General features: G+C 36.1%; 11 protein-coding genes. 8 read left to right on the top strand and 3 right to left on the bottom strand.

All coding sequences use genetic code 11. From position 1 onward, the window contains the following. Positions 1–42: 42 nt before the first annotated feature. Genes B8W84_RS04065 through B8W84_RS04050 form a run of 4 tightly spaced genes read left to right on the top strand, consistent with a single transcriptional unit; the run spans position 43 to position 6,062 of the window. On the top strand, positions 43–3,729 hold the full coding sequence (locus tag B8W84_RS04065; protein WP_094752033.1) for an ATP-binding protein: 3,687 nt from the start codon (positions 43–45) through the stop codon (positions 3,727–3,729). Then, the gene (locus B8W84_RS04060) at positions 3,722–4,345 is read left to right on the top strand and encodes a hypothetical protein (RefSeq protein WP_094752032.1); all 624 of its coding nucleotides are present in this window, start codon (positions 3,722–3,724) and stop codon (positions 4,343–4,345) included. Before B8W84_RS04065 ends, B8W84_RS04060 begins: the two co-directional genes overlap by 8 nt. Next, positions 4,345–5,586 (top strand): hypothetical protein, encoded by a 1,242-nt coding sequence (locus tag B8W84_RS04055; RefSeq protein ID WP_094752031.1) that lies wholly within the window; start codon positions 4,345–4,347, stop codon positions 5,584–5,586. The genes B8W84_RS04060 and B8W84_RS04055 overlap by 1 nt, the downstream gene beginning before the upstream one ends. 11 nt (positions 5,587–5,597) lie before the next feature. Beyond that, positions 5,598–6,062: a hypothetical protein gene (locus B8W84_RS04050; RefSeq protein WP_094752030.1), complete on the top strand. Its 465-nt coding sequence runs from the start codon at positions 5,598–5,600 to the stop codon at positions 6,060–6,062. Between the two features lie 118 nt (positions 6,063–6,180). Here the strand turns inward: B8W84_RS04050 and uxuA are convergent, their stop codons facing one another. Together uxuA and B8W84_RS04040 are read right to left on the bottom strand one after the other, a co-directional pair. Further along, a complete protein-coding gene (gene uxuA, locus B8W84_RS04045) occupies positions 6,181–7,359 on the bottom strand; it encodes a mannonate dehydratase (RefSeq protein ID WP_094752029.1) in 1,179 nt (392 codons plus the stop codon). Between the two features lie 141 nt (positions 7,360–7,500). After that, the gene (locus B8W84_RS04040; RefSeq protein ID WP_094752028.1) at positions 7,501–8,481 is read right to left on the bottom strand and encodes a TRAP transporter substrate-binding protein; all 981 of its coding nucleotides are present in this window, start codon (positions 8,479–8,481) and stop codon (positions 7,501–7,503) included. Positions 8,482–8,706: 225 nt separating this feature from the next. Here B8W84_RS04040 and B8W84_RS04035 point away from each other — a divergent pair, with 225 nt between their 5' ends. The 4 genes from B8W84_RS04035 to uxaC all read left to right on the top strand — a co-directional run bounded on the left by B8W84_RS04035 (position 8,707) and on the right by uxaC (position 13,555). Then, positions 8,707–9,237 carry a TRAP transporter small permease gene (locus tag B8W84_RS04035; protein WP_094752027.1) on the top strand — a complete coding sequence of 177 codons (531 nt, stop codon included), beginning with the start codon at positions 8,707–8,709 and terminating at the stop codon, positions 9,235–9,237. Next, positions 9,237–10,538, top strand: a complete 1,302-nt coding sequence (locus B8W84_RS04030; protein ID WP_094752026.1) for a TRAP transporter large permease — start codon at positions 9,237–9,239, stop codon at positions 10,536–10,538. The genes B8W84_RS04035 and B8W84_RS04030 overlap by 1 nt, the downstream gene beginning before the upstream one ends. Positions 10,539–10,655: 117 nt before the next feature. Beyond that, complete coding sequence (locus B8W84_RS04025; RefSeq protein WP_094752025.1) at positions 10,656–12,128, top strand: mannitol dehydrogenase family protein; 1,473 nt, start codon at positions 10,656–10,658, stop codon at positions 12,126–12,128. Positions 12,129–12,139: 11 nt separating this feature from the next. Next, a complete protein-coding gene (gene uxaC / locus B8W84_RS04020; RefSeq protein ID WP_094752024.1) occupies positions 12,140–13,555 on the top strand; it encodes a glucuronate isomerase in 1,416 nt (471 codons plus the stop codon). Between the two features lie 37 nt (positions 13,556–13,592). Here uxaC and B8W84_RS04015 read toward each other — a convergent pair whose 3' ends face one another. Further along, a complete protein-coding gene (locus B8W84_RS04015; protein ID WP_094752023.1) occupies positions 13,593–13,901 on the bottom strand; it encodes a hypothetical protein in 309 nt (102 codons plus the stop codon). Positions 13,902–13,994: the final 93 nt, after the last annotated feature.

Below are 13,994 nucleotides of genomic sequence, written 5' to 3'. Positions count from 1 at the left end.
GTTCTTATTATTATTCTGCAAATTGCATGCAAAGGATCTTCTATGGCTCAATTAGCCTATCAATTATTGCGCATTATTATTATCGATAGTTTTTGGAAAGGGCAGGTGAATGAACTTTGCTTAACGGGGCATACTCAACTCGAAGGCACAAATGGCGCCGGTAAAACCTCATTAATGCGTTTGTTACCTTTATTTTATGGCATGCGTCCGAGTGATATTGTGAGTAAAGTTGATCAAGCACGAAATTTTGCGGATTATTACCTGCCAAACGATTCGAGTATGCTGATTTATGAATATCAGCGTCCTTATGGACAACGCTGTATGGTCCTTGCAAGCAGTGATGGACGAGGTGTACATTTTAAGTTTATTGATAGTCATTATGAGAGTGCTTCTTTTATTGATAAAAATAATCATCCCTTAAGCGTCAGTGAGGTTGAACGTATTTATCGTCATGCAGGAGTTGCAACGTCTAATTATTTAGGCGTCGATAAATATCGACAAGTAATTCAAAATTTACGCAGTGGACGTAATTTAAAAGAGATCCGTGAGTTACAAAAACGTTTTTCGTTTAGTGATCAACCGATGCCTCATATCGATAAAGTTATTAATGGCACTATTGAAAAGAATCTTGATTTTGATGCGGTAAAACATATGCTAGTTGCCATTGCTAGCGATCATTTAGCACGTGATACACAAGACAACAAAGAGCAGATAAGCCTTAATAAAGAAGATATTGAGCATTGGTTAGCCGACATTCAAGCGAGTCGAGCAATTCAAAAAGTGGCTCATAAAATTTTAATATGGCAATCAGACTTTACAGAACTAGATAACTTGTTGATTAAATTGCAACATTTGCATGTTGAAATTTTAGAGCACCAGATGAAATTAGAAAGTGCACAACAAAAATGTAAAACAGAAAAAGATAAAGCGTATACAAATATAGGGACGTTAGAAATACAATTAGCGTCAAGTTCAAAAAGTTTTAGCCAAGAGATAGCTGAGCTAAATGCTTTAATTGAAGCCGATCAAAGCCGTATTGACCTACTAGACAGCGATAAACTTCAGTTTGATGAAAATGATGCCGCAAGTTTTCAATTACGCGCGGATCAAGTCGATAATATTGAGCAACAATTGCAGGAAGTGAATAGTATTATTGATGCTTTTGAAGGTAATGTTAGTAAAATCCAAGACAAGTTTGAAAAGCTTATCCAAACCCTTAAATTACAACAGTTAAAAGATGCTAGTCATAATCAAGTACAAAGCGCACAAATTAAAGAGCAGGCAAGCATTGATATTGCGCAAATTAATGAGACCTATCAAACACAATTATTACAATTAAATCAGCAATTAAATGCAACACATTTAAAATTAAATTTAGACGCACAAGCACGAGAGCTTAAATTAGAAAACATACTAACGGAACAACAAAATCCGCTAATAGATGCAAATTTATTGTCGGTATTGACAATAAATCAAAAAGATTTAAATATTTGCTATGAAAATCAAAATGTATATTTACAAAAACACGCTTCTTTACAACGACATTTGAGTACGCTTGAAAAACAACGTGAGAGATTACTCGATAAACATAAAAAAGAAAATGTAGCGTTAGCCAAATACCGTGAGCAATGTGTGCATGTAGAAATGCAATTATTACCTCAAAAGGGCTCTTTACAATATTTTTTAATGCATGAACCACAAGCGAGTCAGTGGAAAGATAACATCGGTCGATTATTATCTAGCACACAGTTAAAACGCACCGATTTATCGCCTCAATGGAAGCAAGGCTGTGAGTCATTTTATGGATTACAGCTTGATTTACAAGTATTAGAAGAGAGTGACTTATCGCTTAATGAGATGCAATTACGTGAAAAACTAAGCGTTCTAGAGGCTAAAAGCACGGATCAGATAGCGATGCTGTGTAAGACTGATGAGCAACTTGCTCAGATGAATAAACAAATAGAAGCACAAAAAAATCATATAGTTGAAGGCGCGCAAAAAGAACAACAAAATCAGTTGAAATTAGAACAACTTAAAGTGCAGCATCAAAATGTCGAAGTAAAGAAGATTCGTGCTCAACAAAAGATCGAAGTGGCATTACAAGACTCTGTTACGACGCTTCAAAGTGAGATTAAAACGCAGAAACAAACAATGTATAATTTTACAGAAACAGCACAGGCGGAGCGCCATGCGTTACAAAATGTAATGTTAGAGCAACGTATGGTGTTGGAATCAGACAGAGACAGTCAAGTCTCGTTGTTAGCGGAGCAATACCAAGAGATACAATGCAATGTTAAAAAACGCTTAACGGAGCATAGAAAACAAAAAAGCAGTGCATTGCAAGATATGGATCCCGATGGTGAAGTAGATAAATGTAACAAGCATCGTCAAAAATTAGAAAGTGCTCTCAATGAGTGTGCTTTGTGGGCGCGTAAAGCGCGTGAATATGCACAATTTATGCAACAGCGTTATATACATTTACCGCAATTAGTTGAGATAAATCAAAACCGCACAATTGAGAAAAGGGGGCTTAACAATAGTTTAGAGGCAATGACCCTAGAAAAAAGAGCACAAATTAAAACTGAGCATAAACATTTTACAAAATATAAAGTGCAATTACAGACTCAAGATGATTTATTGGTGCAATTAAAAGAGAGTCAAAGTCATTGTGAACAACAAGGCATTGACTTATTAAGTAACGATAATGAGCCAAATAACGACGCAGATTTAAGTGTAAGCTTTTGTTTTGATTGGTTGGAGCAGTTTAAAAGTGTTGAAAAGCGTTTAGCTGGACAGTTAAAAAACTTTAATGACAAATTTAAAAAAGATCATTCAAACAGTGAATTATTTACAAATTGGCAGGCATTGCTCAATGATAATGATCAATATCAAGGAGCACGTGCGTTATTTAAATATAGAGAGGCAATTGTAGATTTACTCAGTAGTGCGCAGCAAAAGCAAAAAAACACTTACCAGTTGGTGACCATTAATGCCAATATTATCAATGAGTTTTATCAGCACATTAAAAACTTTGGGCAACGAATTAAAAGTATTGGCAAATCATTGTCTAAAAATGTCACTGCTTTAGCTCGGTTTGAAGCTTTAGCGGATATTAATGTTTATACAGTAATGAAACAGGAAGAGCTTGAATATTGGGGACCTTTACAACAATTCTCGTCTCTTTTTGAGAAATATCGTGATGAATTACGTGAAGGACGTGGTGAAATACCCGATGAATTAATACATGCAATGCAAAAACTGGCCTCATATTTGCCACGAGAAGGTTTTGTTTTAGAGCTGAATCAGTTGTTTGATATTGAGTTTAGTATTTTAGAAAAAGGACAATTAAGATATGCGCGCAATGCGAGGCAACTTAAAAAAATCAGTTCAACGGGGCTTTCGTATTTAGCGATGCTATCACTTTTTGCTGGGATTTTAGGTATGTTACGTGGTAATGGTGAAAATGCATCACAAATCATTCTTCCGGTCGATGAACTTGGTGAATTAGCAGCTGAAAATGTTGATTTGTTACTGAAAATGTTTAATGAAAACCACATTTCGATTCTTTCTGCATCGCCATCAACAGATAGGCACATATTGTCGTTATATCATCGTCATTATAAATTAAAAGACAATAAAATTTACCATGCAGAAATCCCTACATCTCGTTTAGATGAATTATTGGCGTTACGTAAAAAAGCCCACTCTGAGGAATTAAATCATGTTTAAAGAAACGGTAAAGAAGCTTTTGAGCGGAGCTATTATCTGTGAAACGGCTTTCTCTGATGAATTCTGTTATTTAAAATCCTTTGAAAATAAAGAGAAAATCACTGACTTCCTGCAAAACTTAGACCGAGAGTTAACCTATTTAGAGAGTGCTGATGCCTATTATTGTACTTTTCAAAGTGTCGATGATAGTAATAAAGCGGAGCTTAGTGCTTTATTTAGTGAGTTACGTGCTGTCTTTCGTCCTTTAGTTGAATTTTTAGAGTTATTATTAATGGCGACCCAAACAGACTTTCCGTTGCGCGCTAAATCAGTAGTTAATATTAATGAACTATTTGACCCCTTTGAGCATGATCAAACTCTACGCGATCAATTACGTCAATTAACATCATCAAAGCCATTTAAAACGAATCGATTAGAGTCGAGAGAGCAATTGGTTTTAGTGTTCCATAAGCTTGAAGAAATGGGTTATTTAGTGCGGAAAAATAGTGCAAGCAGTCGTTATTATGCCACCGCGCGTTTTGATATTATTTATTTGTTAATTGAATTTTTAAATGATGCAGAACGGGTTGAATTACCCGAAAATGATACACATCAACAAGAAGAGTTACTCTTTTAATGGCGGGTTATGATGTTGGACAAGTTGCCGAATTATTAAGACAAATAGGTCATCATGATAAGCTTATTGCAGAAGCTTATGTTTATGGCTCGATAACTCGGGATGTACAAGATATTCGGCAGATAAATATCTTGCATAAAAAAGGTTTATTACGCCCTGATGATGAGCAAGGTGAATACCGTTTAACCGCTGAATTAAAGCGAATGTTAAATCGTGTGATGCGCAAACAAAGTAGCTATCGACAATTAACCGATATGGCTAAGGTTATCGATGTTTTAGATGATACGGTGCAAGATTATCGATTATCGGTACAAAGTCAGCTCTATGATGATGCAGAATATTACCTTGACCAACTCGATGATCTTTTTTACGAAGCAAAAGATAATTTAAATGTTAGTTTAGACAATATGCATTATGCAATTTCAAGTCAATTTGGATTTGTTAGCTCATTAAGCGCTAAAGTGCGTGAAAATGAAAAAGCGCTCAATTATGCGCAAAAATTGCTGACAGAGTTGCAGCAAATAGATCCAGAAAGTTGCTATGAGTGGAGTGATTGGGCTTGTCCGGCAGAGTTCGCACGTAAAATCAGTGGTTTTATTTATTGGTTTAATAAAACATTACCCCATTTGCGTTTTATTATTGATAATATGCGTTTAAGTTTATTTCGTTTGCGCCATGACGAAAAACAGGCGAATTTACTACGTAATATGGCGCGTTATTTACGCCAGCACCCAGAATTTGAGCTCAGTGACTCATTATATGCAGATGCATCCTTAGATAAACGTTTAAGATTTGCGCCTAAATTAATACTTAAAAGTTACATTGATGTCACAAATAGCGCATTAGAAGATTCCCTAATACGTGTTGTGCAATCGTTGCGTAAACAAGCTAAATCAACCCCTGTCAAAAAACGTGAGATTAATCGCGTTTTCGTGACGCCTACTGAGTTGGCGCCAGCGTATTACGATTATTTTGAAGATCAAGCAGAAGGATTATTTGAACAAGCAATTATTTCAGAACAAGCTATTTCAGCCTTAGATTTTTGGAAAAATAATCTGCTTATCTGGTCAGAAAAAGACAAAAAGATTTGCCCACAGGAGTGGGTCGAATTGATTTTCAGCTGTTATTGCAAGCTAACTTTAGAGCAACAAAGTGCTCTTGACATTAAACCCAAAGGTGTATTGGTGTTCGGTACCAATGCCAATTATAGTTATAGCGATATTGTTATCGTTTTAAAATAGAGACCATTAATATGCAACTACTTTATAGTACCTCAACACCCGTGCTTATTATCATTAATTTGATATTATTTTCTTTCCTCCTTGGTTTATTTAAAAAACTATATCGTTTACGTAAGGCGTTAAAATTAAAAGATTATTTGGCTGGCATCTTATTTATTCCATTGTTTTCTTATTTACTTTTTGTGAGCTTAAATTTCTCCGTGAGCATTATTAATGCGCAGCAATCGCAATGCTCAACAACAAATTGCCAAATTGTCAGTGGCCCCTTAATCTCTCGTGAATATGTGAAAGGACCGGATGCACGAGATGAGCATTTAGTTATCTATCTCGGAGGGAAAACATTTGAAATTGATAAAATAATCAATCCTTATCTTTATAATTATACGGCGGGAGAAGATGGTTTTTTTGATAAAATAGGTAAATTTTATCAACTGTATGTTATTGATGGCATGATCATTAATATTCAAAGTAAATAATAACGTGTCAGTAAAAAAACAATTTCCATCAATGAAGTGTTGCCTTAGAGGTAACAATAACATCTTTTAAACTTTAAAACTTATAGAAGAAAGCCCTGCAATCAGGGCTTTTAGTGATTTAAAAAAAAGCACGTTTAAGAGCAAATTCCACTCCGCGGAGCTCCGCAAGTCCCTTTAATCGACCAATGGCGGAATAACCAGGATTAGTTTTTTTCTTTAAATCATCAAGCATCTGATGGCCATGATCGGGACGCATTGGAATTTGCGCTAAGTCACCCTGCTGGGCTCTGCGTTTCTCTTCTTTGAGAATTTCTAAGATAATGGCATACATATCCACATCACCTTCTAGATGGTTTGCTTCATGAAAGCTAAGTGTGTCTTTTTCACGTTGTGTGGAACGTAAATGTATAAAATAGATACGTTCGGCAAAATCTTGGAAGATATTAATTAAGTTATTACCTTCACTCACGCCAAAAGAGCCAGTACACATCGTTAAGCCGTTTTGTTTACTCGGTACTTGTTTTATAAGCCATGCAAAATCATCTAAATTAGAGAGGATACGAGGTAAACCTAATATTGAACGCGGAGGATCATCAGGGTGTATTGCTAAACATAATCCATATTTCTCACACGTTGGTATTATTTCTTTTAAAAAATCAACGAGATTTTGACGTAGTTTATTTTTATCAATATTTGCATATTTATTTAATTGTATTTGGAACTCTTCTAAACTGTAGCCTTCTTCTGCTCCTGGCAGGCCTGCGATGATATTAGATGTTAGTTTTGCAATGTCATCGTCATTCATGCTTTGGTAATAAACAAGGGCTGATGCTTGTATTTCTTTTGAGTAGGTTTGTAATGCTTCTTTACGTTTTAAGATATACAGCTCAAAAGCTAAGAAAGCAATATTATTAAAGCGCAATGCTTTGGAACCATCTTGCATTTCATAGCTTAAATCGGTACGCGTCCAATCTAAAACAGGCATAAAATTGTAGCATACGGTTTTTATCCCTGATTCTGCCAAGTTCTTTAAGCTTTCTTTGTAGTTATTAATATATTGCTTATAATTTCCGCTTCGGGTTTTAATATCTTCATGCACCGGTACGCTTTCGACAACAGACCAGATAAAGCCTCCTTTCTCAATGAGTTTTTTACGTTGTATAATTTCATGTGCTGACCAAATCTCACCATTTTTAATATGATGTAGTGCATTTACAATTCCCGTTGCACCCGATTGGCGCACATCACTAAGGGAAACCGGGTCATTAGGTCCATACCAGCGCCAAGTTTGTAACATTATTAATTCCTTTAAATTAGAGGGTAGATATTTATATGTTTATATTTATTTCGGTTATTATTTTGATAGGATTTGCATGGTTGCCTTAAGGACATGATTAAAGAAAGTCGGAATTGGTCAACCAATCCCGAGTGTTTAATCTTAACGTACTTGATTGATATCTTCTACTAATTTTGAGAGGAGGGGGTTTTTCTCCGTTAACTTTTTAATCATAGGTTGTACTGCTTTAACAAAGGGAGCTTTATCCACCTTAATAAAGGTCACACCCATTTTAATGGCTTTTAATCGTTCTGTATTTTCAGTTTCTGTCCAAAGTTCCTTCATTTTTAGCATGGACTCATCGCAGGCTCGTTTCAAAGCAACTTGGTTACTTTTGGATAAGTTATTCCACACTTTTGTCGAAATAACAAGAACATCCGGCACCATAGTGTGCTCATCTAAGCTGTAAAACTTAGCCACTTCACCGTGTCTATTTATCGTTAAGGCGGTTATATTGTTTTCCGCAGCATCAACAACGCCTTGCTGAAGTGCTGTGTATAGTTCACCGTATGCAAGTGGCGTTGGATGCCCGCCTAAAGCTTCGACCATTGCTATTGCCGTTTGGCTGAGTTGCACTCGTACCTTTAACCCTTTTAAATCGTTTGGTGTGCGAATGGGTTTTTTTGCATAGAAGCTACGTGCACCAGCATCATAGAAAGTTAAACCAATAAAGCCTTTATCTTTTGATGATTGTAGAATGCTTTCTCCAATTTCACCTTGCATAACTCGATAATATTGCGCTCTATCTTTAAAGATATAGGGAAGATTAAATACCCCATAAGCAGGTGCAAAAGCCTCTAACTCCGCAGCATTAGATTTTGCCATTGCAATAGCGCCATTTTGTAATAGTTCAAGAGACTCACGTTGTGTACCTAGTTGAGAGTCAGGGTAAATACGAATGATCAAATCACCATTTGAATAAGCCTTGGCTGCTTTAGCCATATACATCATTGCCTTATTAACTGGATGATTACGTGTTTGGTTATGACTTAATTTTAAAATGGTGGTGGCAAAAATATTGCTAGAAGCCATTGTAAGTAATAAGCTACTACCAAGTATAAGTATTGTTTTATTTAATTTCATCACACTGATCCTTTTCTATAGTATAAATTCCTAATAAATAAGGTATACAAGCTCATTAACTCTGTCAAAAGGCAGAGTTAAAATTGGCATGCCAGATCACAAAAAAAAACGCAAATTGGTTCACCAATGCTGATTTTGTGATCATTGTCTCGTTAATGTTTGTTTTACACCTGTATATTTTATCATCTTGTAAATGAGATCAGGTATTAAAAATAAGGACTATTTATGCGGTTAATTGTTAAGGTGGTAGATAAATTATTGGTTTATTTAACCGTTTCTTTATCTACTCTTTTAGTTTTGTGTGTTATTTGGCAGGTTGTTTCGCGTTATATTATAGGAATCCCCAGTACTTTTACGGATGAAATGGCTCGCTTCTTATTTATGTGGGTTGGTTTGATTGGTGCTGCATATACAACGGGGCAAAAAAAACATTTAGCCATTGATTTACTCACTGTAAGGCTGAGCGGCACCAAAAAATTAATATCTGAAATCACGATATTAATTTTAATGTTGGGCTTTTCTACATTGATAATGATATATGGTGGCGGTGGTTTGATGCTGAAAACATTAAGTACCGGACAATTGTCGCCAGCACTCGGTATTCAAATGGGTTATGTTTATGTTGTTTTGCCTTTAAGTGGTGCGATCATGACTTTTTATTGTGTGGTTTTTATTATTGAGCCTTTACAGAAACTGTTGTCGCTATCAGGTGTTAGCAAACCCTTTAATAATAATGAACACAAGGAGTGCAACTAATGGATTGGACTGTGATCATTACATTATTTGGTAGTTTTGCGGTTATGTTAGGGCTGGGTGTTCCTATCTCTTTTGCTATTGGATTATCTTCTTTGGCAACTATCATGTTATCCCTTCCTTTTGATCCTGCTATTACGGTTATTGCCCAGAAGATGGCATCAGGGTTAGATAGTTTTGCCTTATTGGCTATTCCCTTTTTTATATTAGCAGGCAATATTATGAATCAAGGGGGCATTGCTCTTCGTTTGATTCGATTTGCACAAATTATTGTTGGCCGTTTACCCGGTAGTCTTGCGCATTGTAATATCCTTGCCAATATGATGTTTGGCTCAATATCAGGCTCTGCAGTGGCATCGGCGGCCGCCGTTGGTGGTACAATGTCCCCGTTACAAAGAGAGGCGGGTTATGATGACGCGTTTTCAACTGCCGTCAACATTACATCGTGTCCAACTGGATTATTAATACCACCGAGTAATACATTTATCGTGTATTCTTTAGTCTCAGGAGGAACATCAATTGCCGCATTATTTTTAGCCGGTTATATACCTGGCATCTTAATGGGTTTAAGCCTGATGCTAGTTGCCGGTTTTATTGCTAAAAAACGAGGTTATCCTTTATCTCCGCGAGTTAGTAAACGTGAATTCATGTTAAAAACGATTGATGCTCTGCCTTCTCTGATGCTGATTGTTATTATTATGGGGGGCATTATCGCGGGAATTTTTACTGCGACAGAAGCGTCCGCTATTGCTGTTGTATATACATTAATACTCGCGGTTGTTATTTATAGAGAAGTTAAAATAAGTCAATTACCTCAAATAATTTTAGATTCAACGGTGACAACTTCTATTGTATTACTTTTAATAGGGGCATCAATGGGCATGTCATGGGCAATGGCAAATGCGGATATTCCTTATATGATCAGTGATAGTTTACTGAACTTATCGGAAAATCCTATTGTAATAATGCTGGCCATTAATATTATTCTATTGATTGTTGGTGTGTTTATGGATATGACACCCGCCTTGCTTATCTTCACACCTATTTTCTTACCCATTGCTTTAGATTTAGGCATAGATCCCGTACATTTTGGCGTGATGATGACATTTAACCTCTGTATTGGAATTTGTACCCCTCCTGTTGGCAGTGCATTATTTATTGGTTGCTCGGTGGGGAAAGTGTCAATTGATAAGGTGATAAAACCCTTATTACCCTTTTATTTTGTGCTATTTATTGTCTTAATGCTGGTAACTTATATTCCAGAAATAAGTTTGTTTTTACCACATTTAATTTTAGGTTATTAATGTCAAAATTTGAATAAAAACATTTAAGGCGATAATGCAATATATAAATGCCTTTTCACCCTGATGAAAACATACTGAATGCATGGATAATAAAAATAGAAAGAGGAGTTTACTCAGATGAGTCAAAACATATCAAATACTGAGCTTAAGAAAGATGTAATACAATTAGATTACGATCGCAGTCAACTAAAAAGTAGAATCGTGCACTTGGGGTTCGGTGCATTTCATCGGGGTCATCAAGCACTCATTACGCATGAAATGTTGGCGAAAGACAAAACAGATTGGGGGATCTTTGAAATTAATTTGTTTGCTGGAGAAGCATTAATTAAAAGCTTACGTGCACAAGATCATTTATATAGTGTCAGTGAAATGGGACCGTTAAAAACAGAAGTGAAAGTTATTTCTTCTATCATAGGTTCATTACATCCTGATTTAGATGGTAAAGATGCAGTGTTGCGAAAAATGAGTGAAGCGCAAGTTGCGATAGTTTCTTTAACGATTACAGAGAAAGGTTATTGTGTCGATTTAGGCACCTCGAAGTTAGATGTTAACAATGCGCTAATAAAAGCAGATCTTAAAACGCCACATGCACCCAGCAGTGCGATTGGTTATATTGTTGAGGCGTTAAGGCTCCGTCGAGAAAAAAACATTAAGCCTTTTACTGTAATGTCGTGTGATAATATTCAAGGAAATGGAGCCATCACAAAAATAGCTGTATTAAGCTTTGCGCGTTTGTTAGATGAAGACTTGGCACAGTGGATAACCGATAACGTCACTTTTCCATGTACGATGGTTGATAGGATTGTCCCTGCAGTTAATGCTCATACATTAACAAGAATCGAATCTGATTTAGGTGTCTTTGACCCTTGTGCGATTGCTTGTGAACCCTTTAGGCAATGGATAATCGAAGATGATTTCGTGAGTGGACGACCCAATTGGGATTTGGCCGGCGCGACGTTTGTGGATAATGTTATCCCATTTGAGGAAATGAAATTACGCATGCTTAATGGTAGTCATTCTTTTCTGGCTTATTTAGGTTATTTAGGTGGTTACAAACATATTTGTGATGCAATGCAAAACGAGGCTTATGTGCAAGCAACATTAAAATTAATGCTCCATGAACAAGCCCCTACGCTCAATGTACCGGACGGTATAAATTTAAAAGAATATGCATATCTCCTCATTGAGCGCTTTAAAAATCAAAGTTTAAAACATCAAACATGGCAAATTGCGATGGATGGTAGCCAAAAACTACCACCAAGAATGATCCATTCTTTATGTTTTCATTTAAAAAATAAATCGTCGCACAAGGTTTTGGTTTTGGGTGTTGCAGGGTGGATGCGTTATATTTATGGCATTGATGAGAACAATCAAAGTATTGAGATAAAGGATCCTTTAGTGCAAACGTTTGCATCAATTTATAAGAAACATGGTTTAGATAAATCTGTCGTGCAAGATTTATTAGCCATTAGTAGTATATTCCCTAAAACGTTACACGAGGATGTTCATTTTGTACAAGAATTAACCGAAGCATTTGAGTTACTTTTAAACGTAGGCGCGCAACAAGCCGTCGCATTATTAGAGAATTAAAAGGTACATCAATGAAAACTTTTTTAGATGATGATTTTTTATTACAGAATAAAATAGGCATCGATTTATACCATGGTTTTGCCAAAAATATGCCTATCTATGATTACCACTGTCATTTAGATGCTACACAAATAGCCGAAGATAAAAACTTTGATAATCTAACGCAAATTTGGCTTGCAGGCGATCATTATAAATGGAGAGCTCTGCGGGCTGCTGGGGTATCAGAAGCATTAATAACCGGTTGTACAAGTAGTGATCATGAAAAATTTTTAGCATGGGCACAAACGGTGCCTAAAACCATTGGTAATCCTCTATATCATTGGACTCATTTAGAATTAAGACGGCCTTTTAATATCACGAATAAACAATTAAATATGCAAACTGCAGACAGTATTTGGCATGAATGTAATGCGATGTTAGCCACTCCTGAATTTTCGACACGATCAATCATGAAAAAAATGAACGTGGTAATGGTTGGCACAACAGATGATCCTATTGATACGTTAGACGCGCATCAACGAATCGCTGCGGATTTAAGCTTTGATATCGATGTGAGCCCAACATTTAGACCGGATAAAGCGTTTAAAATAGAGCTTGCCGGTTTTAGTGAATATATTGTTTTACTCGGTAAGGCTGCAAACGTAGAGATTGATTCTTTTGACGCATTATTGAATGCCTTACAAAAGCGTTTACAACATTTTATTCAGTGTGGTTGTAAAGCTGCTGATCATGGGCTTGAAATTATGCGTTTTGCGCCATCACCCTCGGCAAAAGAATTGGATGTTATTTTAGATTTAGGTATTAAAAAACAACCATTAAGTGAATTGCAAATTGCACAGTTCACAACGGCAGTGCAAATTTTTCTTGGGAAGGAATATGCAAAAAATGCACTTGTGATGCAACTACATATTGGAGCACAACGTAATAATAACAGCCGAATGTTTCAATTATTAGGGGCGGATGCTGGTTTTGATTCGATCAGTGATGGTAACTATTCAGTGCCATTAAGCGCTTTTTTAGATGCATTAGATGTGACGGATGAATTACCTAAAACCATTATTTATTGTTTAAATCCACGTGATAATGCGATGATTGCAACGATGATTGGTAATTTTCAAGGTGGAGGGATAGCTGGTAAAATTCAATTTGGCTCTGGCTGGTGGTTTAACGACCAAAAAGAGGGGATGGAGCAACAAATGAAACAACTATCACAGCTAAGTTTATTAAGTGGCTTTGTCGGTATGTTAACAGATTCTCGTAGCTTTTTGTCTTATACACGCCATGAATACTTTCGACGTATTTTATGTAATATGTTAGGCAGTTGGGTTGTTGATGGGCTTGCACCTAATGATCCCGCTCTCTTAGGGGAGATGGTACAAGATATCTGTTTTAATAATGCTCAGCAATTTTTTGCTAAGCTTACATAAAATAAATAAGATAAGGGCGATTGTATCGCCCTTATCTTTAATCTAAAAAACCTTGATGTACAAATAAATATTTACATTGTTCAAAATCATGTTCGGTACAGTTTAAAAAAGTGAGGGCGGCATCGGCGCTTTCAACTTTAAACTTTTCTACTTTTGCGAGTTCATATTCATTCATAATAATATTCATCGCATCAACGACCGTTTCGCTTTCACCTGTGCCGATTTTCACCTCAGGCGGATCGTAAAAAGTAACCATCCACGCTTGTAACTCCGTTGCTGAAATTTTAGCGTTTTTCCATAAGTTTATTTGCACAATAAGTTGTGCTTTGCTTATTTCTTCTTGCATGTCTTCCCCTTGAATGATTAACGCTATTATCACTGTTTTTTTTATAAATACTATGTTTATTGTGGCTTTCTCTTTTGCTTCCCCTCTCTGTTC

The sequence above is a fragment of the Psychromonas sp. CD1 genome, assembly GCF_002239585.1.
Lineage (GTDB): Bacteria > Pseudomonadota > Gammaproteobacteria > Enterobacterales > Psychromonadaceae > Psychromonas.
The sequence above is the reverse complement of the archived record's forward strand: the minus strand, read 5'-3'. Positions and strand labels throughout refer to the sequence as shown.